17 protein-coding genes are annotated in these 16,163 nt (G+C 71.3%); 4 read left to right on the plus strand and 13 right to left on the minus strand.

Annotated elements, in window-relative coordinates; translation table 11 throughout:
• Positions 1-2: 2 nt before the first annotated feature.
• Both menD and ACXKZB_RS13620 read right to left on the minus strand, forming a co-directional pair.
• Entirely contained in the window at positions 3-1,751 is a 1,749-nt protein-coding gene (gene menD / locus ACXKZB_RS13615) for a 2-succinyl-5-enolpyruvyl-6-hydroxy-3-cyclohexene-1-carboxylic-acid synthase (protein ID WP_488825902.1), read from the minus strand.
• Positions 1,744-2,100 (minus strand): PLD nuclease N-terminal domain-containing protein, encoded by a 357-nt coding sequence (locus ACXKZB_RS13620; protein WP_488823470.1) that lies wholly within the window; start codon positions 2,098-2,100, stop codon positions 1,744-1,746. Before ACXKZB_RS13620 ends, menD begins: the two co-directional genes overlap by 8 nt.
• 63 nt (positions 2,101-2,163) lie before the next feature.
• Between ACXKZB_RS13620 and ACXKZB_RS13625 the strand changes: the two genes are divergently transcribed.
• Positions 2,164-2,499 carry a DUF4229 domain-containing protein gene (locus ACXKZB_RS13625; RefSeq protein WP_488823471.1) on the plus strand — a complete coding sequence of 112 codons (336 nt, stop codon included), beginning with the start codon at positions 2,164-2,166 and terminating at the stop codon, positions 2,497-2,499.
• Between the two features lie 2 nt (positions 2,500-2,501).
• Here the strand turns inward: ACXKZB_RS13625 and ACXKZB_RS13630 are convergent, their stop codons facing one another.
• Genes ACXKZB_RS13630 through ACXKZB_RS13645 form a run of 4 tightly spaced genes read right to left on the minus strand, consistent with a single transcriptional unit; the run spans position 2,502 to position 6,091 of the window.
• On the minus strand, positions 2,502-3,503 hold the full coding sequence (locus ACXKZB_RS13630) for a 1,4-dihydroxy-2-naphthoate polyprenyltransferase (RefSeq protein ID WP_340195940.1): 1,002 nt from the start codon (positions 3,501-3,503) through the stop codon (positions 2,502-2,504).
• 40 nt (positions 3,504-3,543) lie between these two features.
• Entirely contained in the window at positions 3,544-4,674 is a 1,131-nt protein-coding gene (locus ACXKZB_RS13635) for an AMP-binding protein (RefSeq protein ID WP_488823472.1), read from the minus strand.
• A 52-nt stretch (positions 4,675-4,726) separates the two neighbouring features.
• On the minus strand, positions 4,727-5,656 hold the full coding sequence (locus ACXKZB_RS13640; RefSeq protein ID WP_488823473.1) for a 1,4-dihydroxy-2-naphthoyl-CoA synthase: 930 nt from the start codon (positions 5,654-5,656) through the stop codon (positions 4,727-4,729).
• 21 nt (positions 5,657-5,677) lie between these two features.
• Positions 5,678-6,091, minus strand: a complete 414-nt coding sequence (locus tag ACXKZB_RS13645) for a hypothetical protein (protein ID WP_222658164.1) — start codon at positions 6,089-6,091, stop codon at positions 5,678-5,680.
• Between the two features lie 133 nt (positions 6,092-6,224).
• Between ACXKZB_RS13645 and ACXKZB_RS13650 the strand changes: the two genes are divergently transcribed.
• A complete protein-coding gene (locus ACXKZB_RS13650) occupies positions 6,225-7,214 on the plus strand; it encodes an o-succinylbenzoate synthase (RefSeq protein ID WP_488823474.1) in 990 nt (329 codons plus the stop codon).
• Positions 7,215-7,309: 95 nt separating this feature from the next.
• Here ACXKZB_RS13650 and ccsB read toward each other — a convergent pair whose 3' ends face one another.
• From ccsB to ACXKZB_RS13680, 6 genes are all read right to left on the minus strand, one after another.
• Complete coding sequence (gene ccsB / locus ACXKZB_RS13655; protein WP_456794900.1) at positions 7,310-8,338, minus strand: c-type cytochrome biogenesis protein CcsB; 1,029 nt, start codon at positions 8,336-8,338, stop codon at positions 7,310-7,312.
• A gap of 5 nt (positions 8,339-8,343) precedes the next feature.
• Positions 8,344-10,053, minus strand: coding sequence for a cytochrome c biogenesis protein ResB (gene resB, locus ACXKZB_RS13660; protein WP_488823475.1), 1,710 nt, complete (start codon positions 10,051-10,053; stop codon positions 8,344-8,346).
• Positions 10,037-10,735, minus strand: a complete 699-nt coding sequence (locus tag ACXKZB_RS13665; protein WP_123314083.1) for a cytochrome c biogenesis CcdA family protein — start codon at positions 10,733-10,735, stop codon at positions 10,037-10,039. Before ACXKZB_RS13665 ends, resB begins: the two co-directional genes overlap by 17 nt.
• A 45-nt stretch (positions 10,736-10,780) precedes the next feature.
• Entirely contained in the window at positions 10,781-11,401 is a 621-nt protein-coding gene (locus ACXKZB_RS13670; RefSeq protein WP_488823476.1) for a TlpA family protein disulfide reductase, read from the minus strand.
• A complete protein-coding gene (locus tag ACXKZB_RS13675; RefSeq protein ID WP_488823477.1) occupies positions 11,398-12,054 on the minus strand; it encodes a histidine phosphatase family protein in 657 nt (218 codons plus the stop codon). Before ACXKZB_RS13675 ends, ACXKZB_RS13670 begins: the two co-directional genes overlap by 4 nt.
• Before the next feature lie 68 nt (positions 12,055-12,122).
• Positions 12,123-13,613, minus strand: a complete 1,491-nt coding sequence (locus tag ACXKZB_RS13680; RefSeq protein ID WP_488823478.1) for a SulP family inorganic anion transporter — start codon at positions 13,611-13,613, stop codon at positions 12,123-12,125.
• A gap of 69 nt (positions 13,614-13,682) precedes the next feature.
• On the opposite strand from ACXKZB_RS13680, the gene ACXKZB_RS13685 reads away from it, so the two are divergent.
• Positions 13,683-14,057 carry a MerR family transcriptional regulator gene (locus ACXKZB_RS13685; RefSeq protein WP_111084475.1) on the plus strand — a complete coding sequence of 125 codons (375 nt, stop codon included), beginning with the start codon at positions 13,683-13,685 and terminating at the stop codon, positions 14,055-14,057.
• Positions 14,058-14,284: 227 nt separating this feature from the next.
• On the opposite strand, the gene ACXKZB_RS13690 is transcribed toward ACXKZB_RS13685, so the two are convergent.
• On the minus strand, positions 14,285-14,584 hold the full coding sequence (locus tag ACXKZB_RS13690; RefSeq protein WP_488823479.1) for a hypothetical protein: 300 nt from the start codon (positions 14,582-14,584) through the stop codon (positions 14,285-14,287).
• Positions 14,585-14,810: 226 nt separating this feature from the next.
• Here ACXKZB_RS13690 and aspS point away from each other — a divergent pair, with 226 nt between their 5' ends.
• Entirely contained in the window at positions 14,811-16,151 is a 1,341-nt protein-coding gene (gene aspS / locus ACXKZB_RS13695; RefSeq protein ID WP_488823480.1) for an aspartate--tRNA(Asn) ligase, read from the plus strand.
• Positions 16,152-16,163: the final 12 nt, after the last annotated feature.

The following is a 16,163-nucleotide window of genomic DNA, read 5'->3' on the forward strand; positions in this document are numbered from 1 at the left end:
CGTCAGTCCGCCAGCGGGACCTCGATGACGACCCGCTCGGCCGGGTCGGTGAGCACGCGTTCGAGGTCGCCCCACGTCTCGGCGCGGCGGTACTCCCAGCCGAGGCCGGTGACGACCTGTTCGACGTCGACGTGCTGCGGGGTCGACATCATCCGCCGCATGTCCTCCGGTGGGGTGGTGCGTGCCACCTCGAGCCCGCGGAAGATCGCGCCGCCGTGGTCGTTGCCGACGACGACCTGCACCCGGTGCGTGCGTTCCTCGGTGCCGGTGACGAACGCCCCGAGGTCGTGCAGCAGGGTCAGGTCGCCGAGCAGCACGCGCGTGGTGCCGACCGACGCCGACGACTGCTCGAGCGCCGCGGCGATGCCCAACGCGGTCGACACGGTGCCGTCGATGCCAGCGAGCCCGCGGTTCGCGTGCACCCGGATCTTCTTGCCGAGCACCCGTCCGTCGGCGACGCGGATGATCTGCGAGGCCCCGAAGACGAGCCGGTCGTGCGGCCACGTCACGCCCCACACGGCGTCGGCGAGCATCGCGCGGTCGACTGGTCGGCGGCGGAGCGCGACCTCGTCGCGCAGGAACTTGTTGCGTTCGGCGCGGTCCGGGGACCGCTTGGCGCCGAGGTCGGGTCCGGCGTCGCCGTCGCCGAGCAGCTGACGGCTCGCGCCGACCCAGCGACCGACCCACGCACGGTGCTCCGGCCGGGTGCGGCCGGTCACGCGGACGTCGGACACGAAGGTGGTCGCGGCGTCGGCTCGGGAGGCGCGGGCCGGGTCGAAGGGATCGGCCGCGGGTCCGCGGACCACGATCGTCTCGACCCCCTGCCGCTGCAGCAGCGCCGGGACCTCCCGGCTGAGGGTCGGGTGGCCGAGCACGACGGCGCGGCGGACCGCCCCGCCGAAGTCCGGGTCGCGCAGGAGGTCGCGGTAGGCGACGACGAGGTTCCGGCCGAACCGTGCGCCGCTGGAGACCTCGGCGAGCAGGGGCGCCCCGAGTTCCCAGGCGATGCGCTCGGCGTCCGCACCGGCGTCGTGCCCGGCGATGACGACCGTGCCCGGCTCGTCGTCCGGCGCCAGCTCCGCCACGGGCAGGCCCCCGTGCCGGCGACGGGTGGCGAACGCGGTGTCGACCTCGTCGTCGGGGACGCCCTGCACGTCCTCGGCGTCGAGGCCGGCGGAGAGGGGTTCGCGGAACGCGATGTTGAGCTGCGCCGGTCCGGGCTGTCCGGTGTGCCCGGCGGCCGCGGCGACGGCCTGGCGGGCGAGGTCGCGCAGCGCGGCACGCACCGACGCGTCGGCCCCATGTGCCGACGGCGCCTCGACGTCGCGGACGAAGGCGACCGCGTCGCCGAACATGCCCGGCTGGACCGTGGTCTGGTTGCTGCCGATGCCGCGGAGTTCGTCCGGCCGGTCGGCGCTCAGGACGATCATCGGGACGCCGGAGTGGTGCGCTTCGAGGACCGCGGGGTGCAGGTTGGCGACGGCGGTGCCCGAGGTCGTCACGACCGCGGCCGGCCGGCCGGACTCCACCGCGAGCCCGAGGGCGAAGAACCCGGCGGTGCGCTCGTCGAGTCGGACGTGCACGGTCAGTCCGCCGGCACGCTCGAGCGCGACGGCCGCGAGCGCGAGGGCCTGCGACCGCGAGCCGGGGCTGACGACGACGTCGGTGACGCCGGCGCGCACGAGTTCTTGCAGCAGGGTCAGGGCCGCGTCCGTCGCCGGGCTGCCCGATCCCGCGGGGCCGTCAGCGATCGGTGCGGCCGTCGTCGTCTCGGTCGTGGAACTGGTCTTCGAGGTCTCGGAGGGTCGCGTCGTCCTGGTCCTTGTCCGTGAGGGTGTCCCCCGGCGCGGGCGTGGTGCCGAGGAAGTCCGGGTCGTCTTCGGGTCCACGGTACCGGGCGGTCGCGCCCGGGGACGCCGGCGACCGGCCGAGCAGGAACCAGAGCACCCCGCCGAGGACGGGGAGGACGATCACCAGGAGGATCCAGACACCGCGCCTGAGGGATCGGACACGTTCGCGGGGCATCGTCGCGCAGTCGATGGCCGCGTACACCGTGAAGGCGACAGCGGCGACGACGACGATCAACCACAAGCGGACCATGCCAGGAGTGTAGGTCGCGAGCCTGTGACGACCCTGCCGGTCGGCCGTCCGTAGACTCGCAGGGTGAAAGCGTGGCTCCTCTACACCCTCGCCCGGCTCGGCATCTTCGCGGCGGCGCTCCTGCTCCTCCGGCTCCTGACGCCGATGCCCTGGTACTGGGCGACCATCGTCGCTGCCCTCGTCGGGCTCCTGGTGTCCTACATCGCGCTCGCGAAGCTCCGCACCACGGTCGCCCTGAGCCTCGCCAACCGCCGCGGGGGCCCGGAGCGCGACGCGGACACCGACTTCGAGGACGACTTCGTCGACGCTGCGGACACCGACGCAGCGGACACCCCGACCGTGCGCCCGGTGTCGGACGCCGACCGGCACGCCGCGCGCCGGGACACCGACGCGGAGTAGTCCTACGGCTGGACGGCGAGCGTGATGCCGAGCACCACGCCGAACACCAGCGACGCGAACGACGACAGCTGCAACGCCGTGATGAGCTCACGCGGCTTGCGCGACGACACCCCGATCGCGAGCGCCGGCAGGGCCAGCAGCAGCGAGAAGTACGTGAAGCCGGTGCGGAAGTAGAGCAGGACGAACCAGAGCAGCACGACGTACGGCAGCATCAGGAACAGGCCGTACAGCACCCGTGCCACCGGTCGGCCGACGACGACCGCGAGGGTGCGCTTGCCGGCCAGACGGTCCTCGTCGATGTCGCGGATGTTGTTGACCATCAAGACCGCACAGGCGAAGAACCCGGCGGCGACCGCGGCGGCCCACCCGCTCGCGGTGGCCTGGCCGATGAGCACGTACTGGGTGCCGAGCACGGCGACGAGGCCGAAGAACACGAAGACGAAGACCTCACCGAGCGCGTTGTAGCCGTACGGCTTCTTGCCGCCGGTGTAGAACCACGCGGCGACGATGGCGGCGGCGCCCACGAGCAGCAGCCACCACAGCTGGGTGAGCACCACGATGACGATCCCCGCGACCGCTGCCAGCCCGAAGAACGTCAGCGCGACGGTCAGCACCGTCCGGGGCTTCGCGAGGCCGGCACCCGTCAGTCGAGCCGGGCCGACGCGGTACTCGTCGGTGCCGCGGACGCCGTCGGAGTAGTCGTTGCTGTAGTTCACGCCGATCTGCAGGAACAGGGCCACCGCGAGGGCGAGCAGCGCGATGGCGAGGTGCGCGTCCTGCGCCAGGAACGCACCGAAGTCACCCGTGGTGCGACTGTCGACGAAGCCCACGGTGGTGCCGAGCACCACGGGGACGACGCCCAGCGTCAGGGTGCGGAGCCGTGCCCCACCGATCCAGTCCCGCGCGGTCGCCCGGCGCTTCGAGCGGACCGGGGCCGCGGCCTTCGCCGGGTTGCCCGAGCGGCCCTGCTTGTGCGTCGTGTTCTTCGTTCGTGCCACGACCACCGATCCTATCCGCGACGCGTCGTGGTGCCGTCGCGCGGACCTACGAGGACGCCAAGTCCTGGATCGCCCGCCGGTCGGGCTTGCCGGACGGGAGCATCGGCAGCCGGTCGACGACCACCACCGCGGCCGGACGTGCCGCACGGCCGAGTGCGTCGCCCACGTGGGACCGGACGGTGTCGAGGTCGAGCGGCTGCTCGGTGACGACGACCGGCACCTCGCCCCACTCCCCCGAGGCCCGTCGGGTGACGACCGCCCCGTGTTGGTCGGGCAGGTCGCGCACGAGCCGCTCCACCGCGCCGAGCCGGACCTTCTCACCGCCGGAGACCACCACGTCGTCGAGACGTCCGAGCACCCGGACCACCCCGTCGGACACCGTGGCGGCGTCGCCCGTGCGGTACCAGCGCAGACCGTCGCGGTCGACGAACGTCGTGGCCGTCCGGTCGTCGTCTCCGAGGTACCCCTCGGCGAGCATCGGACCCGACAGCTGCAGCTCGCCGTCCACGACCTCGGTGCGGACGGTGCCGAACGGGACGCCGTCGTACACGCAGCCACCGCTCGTCTCGCTGGCGCCGTAGGTCGTCACGATCCGCACGCCCGCCGCGACCGCTCGATCGCGCAGTGCCGCCGGGGTCGCCTGGCCGCCGACGAGGACGGCGTCGAACCGGGCCAGCGCAACGGTCGCACGGCCGTCGTCGAGCACGCGGGCGAGCTGCACGGGGACCAGGGACGTGTAGCGCCGTGGGGCGGCAGGGCCGGTGACGAGCCGGTCTGCGGCGTCCGCGAACGCCGCCGCGTCGAAGTGGCCCGGTGCCACGACGACCGGCGTCGTCCCCGCGGCGATCGAGCGGGTCAGGACGTTGAGGCCAGCGATGTAGTGCGTGGGCAGCGCGAGGACCCAGCCACCGGGGCCTCCGAGTGCGGCGTCGGCGGCTGCCGCCCCCGCGAGCAGTGCCTCGGACGAGAGCGCCACGCGCTTGCCGGTACCGGTGGACCCGCTCGTCTCGACCACCAGGGCGACCCGTTGCCGGACGTCGGCCGGTGGCGGGGTCGGCAGGGCAGGCGCTCCCTCGGCGACGGGGAGCAGCGCGGGGCCGCCGGCGAGCGCTGCCTCCAGGCCGCGGAGCACGGCCAGCGGGTCCGACGTGCCGAGCGCGACCAGCGGACGGCTCATGCCACGCCCACCGGGCGCGTGCGGACCACCTGACGCACGCGGAGCACCGGGCTCAGTAGTGCCACGGGAACGACGTCCACTCGGGGGCGCGCTTCTCGAGGAACGAGTCGCGGCCCTCGACGGCCTCGTCGGTGCCGTAGGCGAGCCGCGTCGCCTCGCCCGCGAAGACCTGCTGGCCGACCATGCCGTCGTCGACGGCGTTGAACGCGTACTTCAGCATCCGGATCGCGGTCGGGGACTTGCCGAGGACGATCTCACCCCAGCGGATCGCCTCGCGCTCGAGGTCCTCGTGCGGGACGACGGCGTTCACGGCACCCATCTCGTACGCGCGCTGCGCCGAGTACTCCTGCGCCAGGAAGAAGACCTCGCGCGCGAACTTCTGGCCGATCTGCTTGGCGTAGTAGGCACTGCCGTAGCCGCCGTCGAACGACCCGACGTCGGCGTCGGTCTGCTTGAACCGGCCGTGCTCGGCGCTCGCGATGGTCAGGTCGCAGATCGCGTGCAGCGAGTGCCCGCCGCCGGCCGCCCACCCGGGGACCACGGCGATGACGACCTTGGGCATCATGCGGATCAGGCGCTGCACCTCGAGGATGTGCAGCCGCCCCATCGAGGCCTGCGCGGCGGCCGGGTCGACCCCCTCGGGCGGGGCTCCCTCGTCGCCGACGTACTGGTAGCCGCTGCGCCCGCGGATGCGCTGGTCGCCGCCGGAGCAGAACGCCCAGCCGCCGTCCTTCGGGCTCGGGCCGTTGCCGGTCAGCAGGACGACGCCGACGCGGGGGTCCTGGCGGGCGTCGTCGAGTGCGCGGTACAGCTCGTCGACCGTGCGCGGACGGAACGCGTTCCGCACCTCGGGCCGGTCGAAGGCGACCCGGACGATGCCCTTCGAGACGTGCTTGTGGTAGGTGATGTCCGCGAACTGCTCCGCGATCGGAGCCGCGGTCCAGACGTCGGGGTCGAACAGGTCGGAGACGGGAGCAGCCATGCTCCCAACGTACCGCTGCGGTCAGGCGCCCATGCCGGTCAGGACCTCGGGTGCGACGAACACCAGGATCACGATGAGGATGACGGGGTTGGCGAAGAACGCCACCACGACACCGATCGCGCCGTACCACCGGCCGAGGCCACCGACCGCGGCGACGAAGCCGAGCACGGCGGCGATGAGGGTCAGGAAGACCACGACGAAGCAGATCCCGAACGCGAACTCGGAATCGCCGCCCATGAAGACCGCGAAGGCGCTGGCGTCGACCGCTGCGGACACCACCGCGAGGCCGAGGGCGATCTTGCCGACGATCGGGCTGCGGCGCTTCCGAGCCGTCGTCTGCCGCACATCGACGGTGCCCTGCTGCATGAGCCGGGCGAACTCGTCGGTGTCGCGACCGGGGCGCTGCGACGCGTGCTGCTGCGGTTCCCGCGCCACCGCGCCTCCCTCGTTCCGGACGCTTCGATCCGGGTCGTGACCTGTGCCGACCGGGGCCGACCGATGCATGCTAATGCCCTGCCCTGGCGGTCCCCTCCGAGGAACCGGCAGGTGCCCTGGGTGCGGTGGGAGGATGGCGGACGTGCTCCCCGATCTCGCCGAACTCACCGCCGACGCGCACGTGGTCGCCCTGCCCATGCGGGTGCGGTTCCGCGGCATCACCACGCGCGAGGCGGTCGTCCTCCGGGGCCCCTCGGGGTGGACGGAGTTCTCGCCCTTCGTCGAGTACGACGACGCCGAGGCCGCCGCGTGGCTCCGCGGCGCGATCGACTTCGGGTGGACGGAGCACGAGCCCGCCGCCGACTCGGTGCCCGTGAACGCCACGGTGCCGGCGATCTCGCCCGATGCGGTCGCCGCACTGCTCGCGCGCTACCCCGGGTGCACCACCGCCAAGGTCAAGGTCGCCGAACCCGGCACCACCGTCGACGACGACGTCGCCCGGGTCGCCGAGGTCCGCCGTGTGATGGGCCCCTCGGCGGCCGTCCGGGTGGACGCCAACGGTCTCTGGAGCGTCGACCAGGCTGCCGAGGCCCTCGAACGCCTCGCCCCCTTCGACCTGCAGTACGCCGAGCAGCCCTGCCGGACCGTGCCCGAACTGGCGGCACTGCGGTCGCGGACCGCCGGCCTCGGCATCCGGATCGCCGCGGACGAGAGCGTCCGCAAGGCAGCGGATCCGCTCGCCGTCGCACGGGCCGGGGCGGCCGACGTCCTCGTCGTCAAGGCCCAACCGCTCGGCGGCGTCACAGCGGCACGCGCCGTCGTCGCCGAGGCCGGGTTGCCGTGCGTGGTCTCCAGCGCGCTCGACACCTCGGTGGGGCTCGGCATGGGCGCGTTCCTCGCCGCGGCCGCGATGTCCCCGGGGTACGCCGCGGGGCTCGGGACGGCCGCGATGTTCGCGTCGGACGTCACCGCGGACCCCCTGCTGCCCGTCGGGGGCCGGGTGCCGGTGCGCCGGGCCACGGTGTCGTCGGACCTGCTGGACCGGAACGCCGCGTCGCCGGAGCGCACGGCGTGGTGGCTCGCCCGGCTCGAACGCGTGCACACCCTGCTCGCCGCCGCGTAGATCGCGTCGCACGACAGGAGGCGCGGTGCCAGCTGGCACCGCGCCTCCTGTCCGATCACGGTCGCGACCAGAGCCGCGTCAGCGACGCACGTCGCTCACAGACCCGAGTAGCTGTGCAGGCCCTTGAAGAACACGTTCACGACCGAGAAGTTGAACATCACGGCGGCGAAGCCGATGAGCGCCAACCACGACGACCGCGCACCGCGCCAGCCGCGCGTCGCACGGGCGTGGATGTACCCGGCGTAGACGACCCAGATGATGAAGGTCCAGACCTCCTTGGTGTCCCAACCCCAGTACCGGCCCCAGGCGCGCTCCGCCCAGACCGCACCGGCGATCAGGGTGAAGGTCCAGAGGACGAAACCGACGAGCAGGACGCGGTAGGTGAGGACCTCGAGGCGGTCGGCGTCCGGCAGGGTCGCCATGAAGCGGAGCTTGCCCGACGCGGTGCGGCCCTGGCGGTACGTCTGCACGAGCTGCGCCACCGCGAGCCCCGCGCCGAGCGCGAAGAACCCGGTGCCGGCGATCGCCACGAAGACGTGGATGACCAGCCAGTAGGACTGCAGGGCGGGCTGCAGCGGGACGACGGGCACCCAGTAGTTCACCGTGGCGATGCCGAGCAGGATGATCGTCAGGCCGGTGATGAAGACACCGAGGAACTTCAGGTTCTGCCAGAACTGCACCAGCAGGAAGATGAGCGTGATCAACGCCGTGCCGGTGAGCGAGAACTCGAACATGTTGCCCCACGGCACACGGTCGGCCGCGATGCCGCGGAGGACCACCGATGCGACGTGCAGGACGAGCGCGAGGATCGTCATGGCCATGCCGACGCGTTCGAACTTCGTGCCGCGCCCAGCAGAGCCGCTGGCGTTCGCCGGGGGCGCGGCGACCGGTTCGAGCACGACGGTGCCACCGCGGACGGTGGCGACGGTCTTCGCCGAACGGGCCGCACCCACCGAGGCGGTCGCGGCTGCGTCGTCCGAGTCCGCGCCCGTGTTCTTCGCCGCTGCCGTCACCTCGCCGGAGCGTTTTGCCATGTCCAGCGCGAACGAGATGAACGCGATGACGTAGACCGCCATCGCGGAGTACGTCAGCACGACCGAGTAGGTCGCGAGGTTCGTGGTCATGTCGTTCACTGGGGCATCCTAACTCCGAGGTCCGACGTGTGGCGGTGTGCGATGTCCCCGACGGCCCGTTCGAGGTTGGGGTCCTCGCCGCGGGCGAGACCGGCGTACTCCAGGTCGTACTCGCCGTGCTCAGCACCCTTGCGGGGGACGACCTTCACCCACACGCGTCGGCGCGGGACGAAGAGCGACGTCAGCAGCCCGAGCGTGGAGAGCAGCGCGAACCCGGCGACCCACGCCTGCGAGGGGTCGTGGTGCACGTCGAGCGACACGTAGCGCTTGACGCCGTCGAACGTGATCGACCCGGCGCCGTCCGGCAGCTGCTTGGTCTGACCCGGCTCGAGCGCGATGCTCGCCGTGTCGGACTGACGGCCGGCGATCTGCTGCAGACCCTTGGTGTCGAGCGTGTAGACGCTCTGCGGCACACCGCTGTCGAGCCCGAGGTCGCCGGTGTAGACCTGCAGCGTCAGCAGCGGGTTCTGCGTGTCCGGGTAGGCGCTCGTGTACGCACCGGAGGCGAGCTTCGACGCCGTCGGGTAGAAGAACCCGACCATGCCGAGCTGGTCCGGCAGCGCGTCGGGCACCTTGATGACGCCGGTGGACGTGTAGTTGGCGTCCTCGGGCAGGAACGGCACGACGTCCTGGAACGCCACGTTGCCCTCGCCGTCGCGCACCGTGACGTTCATCGCGTAGCCGTTGCCGAGCAGGTAGACGTTGGTGCCACCGACGTGCAGCGGGTCGTTCACGCCGAGGCGGCTGGTCTTCGACTCGCCGCCCTTCTCCTTGCTCGTGACGGTCGCCGAGTAGTCGAGCGCCTGGCCGAGGGCGTCGAGGTTGCGCTCCTCGTACTTCGTGACGAACTTGTCGAGCGTCAGGTTGTAGCCCTTGAGGTCGGCCTGCTGGAACCAGCGACCGGGGTTGAACGAGTCGTAGGAGCCGAGGACGTTCGAGAACGTCTGCCCCTCGACCAGCAGCCGCTGCCCGGTGAACCCGAACCCGCCGCCGACGCCGACGGCCAGCAGGACGCCGACGAGCGCCGCGTGGAACACCAGGTTGCCGGTCTCGCGCAGGTAGCCGCGCTCCGCGCTCACCGAGTCGCCGAAGCGCTCGACGCGGTACCCGGAGCGCTTCAGGATCGCCATCGCGCGCGTCACGGCGTGCTCGGTGGACGGGAGGCCCGTGGTCGCGTCGATCCCGGTGGTGCCGTCGATCATCGCGTCGGGCTGCACCGCCACGGTGCGGAAGCCCGCCAGTCGCGTCAGGCGCGCGGGGGTCCGGGGCGGACGGGTCCGCAGCGCCTGCCAGTGGTGCTTCGTGCGCGGCACGATGCAGCCGATCAGCGAGACGAACAGCAGGAGGTAGATCGCCGAGAACCACACCGAGGTGTAGGTGTCGAAGACCTGCAGCTTGTCGAGGATCGGGTAGAGCGTCGCGTGGTCGGCCTTGTACTGGACGACGCCGTTCGGGTCGGCGGTGCGCTGCGGCACGAGCGAGCCCGGGATCGCCGCGAGGGCGAGCAGCATGAGCAGGAACAGCGCGGTGCGCATGCTCGTGAGCTGCCGCCAGAAGAACCGGAGGGTGCCGATGAACCCGAGCTTCGGCTGGTTGATGCCGGGGTCGCCGGGGCCGGAGCCGTCGACGTGGTCGGACGGTCGCTGCGGGTCCGACGCGGTGTCGGCCCCCGTCGTTTCGGTCTCGGGGTCAGATCGCGGGGACAAAGCTCTGGATCACCGCCCCGACACTCGACATGACGGCCGACCAGATTCCGGTGACCATGAGCAGACCGATGACGATCAGGATCGCTCCTCCGATGATGTTGACGGTGCGCATGTGGCGCTTCACGGCGCGGATCGCACCGGTAGCCCAGCCGGCCCCGACGGCGACCAGGACGAACGGGACGCCCAGACCCAGGCAGTACGCGACACCGAGCCACATGCCCTGCCAGGCGCTCCCCGACTGCACGCTGAGCAGGTTGATGGCGGCGAGGGTCGGCCCGAGGCACGGGGTCCACCCGAGGCCGAACACGATGCCGAGCAGCGGGGCGCCGACGAGTCCGGTCGCGGGCGTCCAGCTCGGCTTGATGGTGCGCTGCATGAACGTGAACCGCCCGACGAAGACCAGGCCCATCGCGATGACGACGACACCGAGGACCTGCGTGATGAGGTCCCGCCAGCGCACGAGCCAGAACCCGAGCGCCCCGAACACCGTCGTGTACGCGACGAAGACCGCGGTGAACCCCAGGATGAACAGGAGCACCCCGAGCACGACCCGACCCCGGCGCTGCCCGCCCTCGGCGATCCCGCCGACGTACCCGAGGTAGCCGGGCACGAGCGGGAGCACGCACGGCGACAGGAACGAGACGAGCCCCGCGAGCGCCGCCACGGGCAGCGCAACGGCCATCTGGCCGCTCAGGATCGCGTCGGCGAAGGGGTTGGAGGCCACGGGTCAGGAGGCCTTGCCGGCGTCGAGTTCGTCGCTGATCAGGGTCTTCAGGATGCTCGTGCCGTCGACGGCACCGAGCACCCGGGCAGCCACGCGGCCCTTGGTGTCGAGGACGATCGTCGCCGGCACGGCGTTCGGAGCGATCTGACCGGACAGCGCGAGCTGCATCGTGCCGGTCTTCTGGTCGAGCACGGTCGGGTAGTCGACCCCGAAGGTGCGCTCGAAGGCAGCCGCGGTCGCTGCCTCGTCGCGCACGTTGACGCCGATGAACGCGACGTCGTCGGCACCGGCGTAGGACGCGTGCACCTCGTTGAGGTACTTCGCCTCGGCGCGGCACGGCGGGCAGCTCGCGTACCAGAAGTTCAGGACGACGACCTTGCCCTTGAGGTCCTTCGACGAGACGGTGTCACCGTCGGAGTCCTTCGCCTCGAAGTCGACGGCGTCGGACCGCTTGTCGGCGCTGACCTCGGTCACCGCGCCGTCGCCGGAGATGTAGTTCTGGGTGGTGCCGTTGCCGTACTGCTTCGCCAGGCCGCCGTTGTCCGACGAGCACCCCGACAGGACGAGTGCCGCGGCGACCGCCGTCGCTGCGAGGACCGCGAACCGCTTGCTGATGACGCTCACACTGCTCCTTCGTCGATGGCGGTCGCGCGCAGCTCCTGCGCGGGATCCGTGTACCCGACCTCGGTGAACCGACCGGTCGACGAGGCGGGCACCCGCTCGACGGTGGTGATGCTCGACAGGTCGCAGCGGCGCTTGCGCGGGTCGTGCCAGAGCGACTCCCCCGCGAGCTTCCGGTGGACCATCCAGATCGGCAGCTGGTGGCTGACGAGGACGACGTCGCCGCCGTCGACGCTCTCCCATGCCGTGGTCATCGCCGCGAGCATGCGGTTGGCGATCGACTCGTACGCCTCGCCCCAGCTCGGTCGGAACGGGTTCGCGATCCAGGGCCACTCCGCCGGGCGGCCGAGCGAACGCTTCGTGAAGCCCGGGGGCTGCCCCTCGTACCGGTTCGTCGGCTCGATGAGCCGCTCGTCCAGCGTGACGTCGAGCCCGTACGCGGCCGACCACGGCGCCGCGGACTCCTGCGTGCGCTGCAGCGGCGAGGCGACGATCCGGCGCACGTCGACACCGGCGTCCTTCCACGCGGTCGCCGAGGCGAGGGCCATCTGCTTGCCGAGGTCGCTCAGTCCGAAGCCCGGGAGCCGGCCGTACAGGACGCGGTCGGGGTTGTGCACCTCACCGTGCCGGACGAGGTGGAGTCGGGTGGCGGGCATGGGTTCCAGTGTAGGTCGCCCGTCGGTGCTCACCGGCCCCACAGCCGATTCACCGGATGCGGAAGCGCTCAGCCGAGTTCGCCCGACAGTCGCCCGTGGATGGCCACCGAACCGGTGTTGAGTCCCACGACCTCGACCGTGGACCCGTGCTTGGCGAACCGTTGCTCGACGCCGTCCAGCGCCGCGACCGTCGAGGCGTCGAAGACGTGCGCATCGGACATGTCGATGACCACGTGCTCCGGGTCCTCGGCGTAGGAGAACCGGGTGACGAGGTCGTTCGACGACGCGAAGAACAACGCGCCGCGGACCCGGTAGCGCACGGTGCGCTCGTCGACCGGCTCGCGCACGACCGTCACGACGTGGGCCGCCCGGCGCGCGAAGACGAGCGCCGCGACGACGACCCCGACGAGCACCCCGGTCGCGAGGTTCTCGGTCACCACGACCACCACGACCGTGATCAGCATGACCGCGGTCTCACCGAGCGGCATCCGTCGCAGGGTGCGCGGGCGGATGCTGTGCCAGTCGAAGGTCGCCACGCACACCATGAGCATCACGGCGGTGAGGGCGGCCATCGGGATCTGCGCGACGAGGTCGTGCAGCACGATCGTCAGCACGAGCACGGACGCACCCGCGACGAAGGTCGAGATCCGGGTCCGCGCGCCCGCGGTCTTCACGTTGATGACCGTCTGGCCGATCATCGCGCAGCCACCCGTGCCACCGAAGAACGCCGATGCGATGTTCGCGACGCCCTGCCCCCAGGACTCCCGCCACTTGCTCGAGCCGGTCTCGGTGATCGCGTCGACGAGCTGCGCGGTCAGCAGGGTCTCGATGAGGCCGACGATCGCGACGCCGAACGCGTACGGCGCGACGATCTGCAGCGTCTCGAACGAGAACGGCGTCACGATGCCGTTGAACCCCGGCAGTGCGGTGGGCAGTTCACCCTCGTCACCGACCGTGGGGACGACGACGCTGAAGAGCATGGTGATGCCGGTGATCACGACGACCGCGACGAGCGGCGCCGGGACCGCCTTGGTCAGGAACGGGAAGCCGACGATGATCGCGATGCCGAGGGCGGTCAGCGGCCAGACGACGAACGGGACGTCGTCGCCGAGCAGGTTGGGCAGCTGCGCGGTGAAGATGAGGATCGCCAGCGCGTTCACGAAGGCCACGTTGACGCTGCGCGGGATGAAGCGCATCAGTCGCGCGACCCCGAGGAACCCGAGGACGAGCTGGAACACGCCGCCGAGCACGATCGCGGGCACGAGGTACTCGATGCCGTGTTCGCGGACGAGCGGCGCGATGACCAGCGCCACCGACCCGGCTGCGGCGGACACCATCGCCGGGCGCCCGCCCACGATCGAGATCACGATCGCGATGATCACGCTCGAGAAGAGACCGACCGCTGGGTCGACACCGGCGACGACCGAGAACGAGATCGCCTCGGGGATGAGGGCGAGCGCGGTGACGATCCCGGCCAGGACCTCCCGGGTCAGCGTGCGGGGTGAGCGGAGGGCGGTGAGGACGCTCGGGGCAGCCGGCGCGTGTGTGATCACGGACATCGACGGGAACTCTACCCTCACGTGAGGGTAGAGTTGTGCGCCGTGAGCACCACCGACGCCCCGGACACGATGCACATCGGCGAGCTGGCGGACCGCGCCGGCATGTCCCTGCGGACGATCCGCCACTACGACGAGGTCGGTCTGCTCGTGCCGAGTGGCCGCACGACCGGCGGATTCCGCGTCTACACCGCGCAGGACCTGGACCGGCTGCTCGTGATCCGCCGCATGAAGCCGCTCGGGTTCACGCTCGACGAGATGGCGGACCTGCTGCGGGTCGTCGACGCGCTGGCGGCGAAGGACCCCGACGACGAGCCCGCGCTGGCGGCACGCCTCGACGAGTACCTCGACGACGCTCGCGCCCGCCACGCCAAGCTCGTCGAGCGGGCGGGCATGGCAGAGGAGTTCATCGGGACCCTTGGGTCACTCCGCGCTTCGCTCCCCTGACCGTGGAGCCCCCACCGCCGCATCGGGCCCCGATCGCGCGCGCTCAGCGCGGAGTCGTGCACGTTCGTGATGGGCTGCGTCCCATTCGCGCAAGCGACGCCGGATCTCGTCGTGCTCCCAGATGACACGGCGCGCCTTCCTCGGTCTGAACCGGTACTTCCGCCTGATGCGTTCTCGCCACTCGGCCTCTCGACACTCCAAGAGCTCGACCACCGGATCACGCTCCGTCACTCCGTGTTCGTCCACGTTGCCTCTCTTCCCGTGATGAGTTCCAACACGATGTTGCCCACCGCCTCGTCGTCGTCGCGAAGAATCTGCATTTCGTACATCGCTTTCGCGCTGGCGCGACCGAGCTCGGCGCGCCCGATGTCGTCGGCGCACGTCTGGTCAACGGTCCAGACGAAGCGCGACCACGCCCGGTCCCGCTGCTCGCGCGCGACGTCCCGCCGCCACCGGATGACCGCCCACAGCCCACCGACGAACGCCGCGAGCAGCGTGAACGCCGCCGTGCACAGCGCCGCTGCCACGACCGCGACCGCCGCAGGCGGCCAGGTCGCGAGCTCCCCCGTCCCCGTCCCCACCCGGTCCCCTCTCGTCCCGCGACCCGGCCACGTCGAGAACGCTACGGACCCGCTCGGCGCCCCACGGGCCTCCCGGTCAGACCTGTGGACGACGCCGGAAGCAGGCCGCCCTGTGGAGGGGAGCACCCTGCGGACCGACGCCGCCGGACGCAGACGGTTAGACTCGACCACCGTGATCGAACGCACCCGCATCGCCGACCTCGCTGCCCTCCCCGACGGCCCCGTCTCCGTGGCCGGATGGGTCGAGACCGTCCGAGACCAGAAGAAGGTGCAGTTCGTCGTCCTCCGCGACGAGTCCGGCGCCGTCCAGCTCGTGAACCCCGCCACGCGCGAGGCCGAGGACGGTGACGACGCAGCCCAGGCCGCGCTCGCCACCACCAACGAGATCTCGGGCCTCGCCCACGGCACCTTCATCCACGCCACCGGCGCCCTGAAGCACGACGAGCGCGTCAAGCTCGGCGGCCTCGAGGTCAAGGTCGGCACGCTCGAGGTGGTGAGCGCAGCGATCCCGGAGACCCCGATCGCCGACGACTCGTCGCTCGACAAGCGGCTCGACTGGCGCTTCCTCGACCTGCGCAACCGCAAGCAGAACCTGATCTTCCGCATCCAGACGACGCTGGAGCACGCGTTCCGCACCTACTGGGTGGACCGCGACTACATCGAGATCCACACCCCGAAGCTGATGGCGTCGGCGTCCGAGTCGCGCGCCGAGCTGTTCCAGCTCGAGTACTTCGAGACGACCGCCTACCTGGCGCAGTCGCCGCAGAACTTCAAGCAGATGGCGCAGCCCGCCGGCTTCGGCGCCGTGTTCGAGATCGCCGACGCGTTCCGCGCCGACCCCTCCTTCACGAGCCGGCACGCGACGGAGTTCACCAGCGTCGACGCCGAGTTCTCGTGGATCGAGTCCCACGAGGACGTCATGGCGATGCACGAAGAGGTCCTGGTCGCCGGCATCACCGCGGTCAAGGAGAAGTACGGCAAGGACATCGAGGAGGTCTTCGGCTTCGAGCTGCAGGTCCCCGCGACGCCGTTCCCCCGTGTGACCCTGGCCGAGGCCCGGAAGATCGTCGCGGACAGCGGACACGACGTCGTCCGTGCCGACGGCGACCTGGACCCCGAGGGCGAGCGCCGCGTCGCCGCCTGGGCGAAGGAGCACCACGGGTCGGAGTTCGTCTTCGTCACCGAGTACGACGCCTCGATCCGGCCGTACTACCACATGCGGAAGCCGGGCGACCCGACGCTCACGAACAGCTACGACCTCATCTTCAACGGTGCGGAGATCTCCACGGGCGCCCAGCGCGAGCACCGCGTCGACGTGCTCGAGGCGCAGGCCGTCGAGAAGGGCCTCGACCCCGAGGAGCTCGGCTGGTACCTCGACTTCTTCCGCTACGGCGTGCCGCCGCACGGCGGGTTCGGCATGGGCCTCGCGCGCGTGCTCATGCTCATGCTGGGCGAGCCGTCCATCCGCGAGGTCACGTACCTCTTCCGTGGCCCGACGCGCCTGACTCCGTAGTCACCGTCGAAC

It is taken from the genome of Curtobacterium sp. ABR8 (assembly GCF_057812125.1).

Excerpts from the sequence above, each read along its gene's own strand:
- ACXKZB_RS13620 (WP_488823470.1), bottom strand. The coding sequence starts at position 2,100 with ATGGTCCGCTTGTGGTTGATCGTCGTCGTCGCCGCTGTCGCCTTCACG.
- ACXKZB_RS13665 (WP_123314083.1), bottom strand. The coding sequence starts at position 10,735 with ATGGCCGTTGCGCTGCCCGTGGCGGCGCTCGCGGGGCTCGTCTCGTTC.
- ccsB (WP_456794900.1), bottom strand. The coding sequence starts at position 8,338 with ATGACCACGAACCTCGCGACCTACTCGGTCGTGCTGACGTACTCCGCG.
- ACXKZB_RS13685 (WP_111084475.1), top strand. The coding sequence starts at position 13,683 with ATGCACATCGGCGAGCTGGCGGACCGCGCCGGCATGTCCCTGCGGACG.
- ACXKZB_RS13650 (WP_488823474.1), top strand. The coding sequence starts at position 6,225 with ATGGCGGACGTGCTCCCCGATCTCGCCGAACTCACCGCCGACGCGCAC.
- ACXKZB_RS13680 (WP_488823478.1), bottom strand. The coding sequence starts at position 13,613 with ATGTCCGTGATCACACACGCGCCGGCTGCCCCGAGCGTCCTCACCGCC.
- ACXKZB_RS13635 (WP_488823472.1), bottom strand. The coding sequence starts at position 4,674 with ATGAGCCGTCCGCTGGTCGCGCTCGGCACGTCGGACCCGCTGGCCGTG.
- ACXKZB_RS13640 (WP_488823473.1), bottom strand. The coding sequence starts at position 5,656 with ATGGCTGCTCCCGTCTCCGACCTGTTCGACCCCGACGTCTGGACCGCG.
- ACXKZB_RS13675 (WP_488823477.1), bottom strand. The coding sequence starts at position 12,054 with ATGCCCGCCACCCGACTCCACCTCGTCCGGCACGGTGAGGTGCACAAC.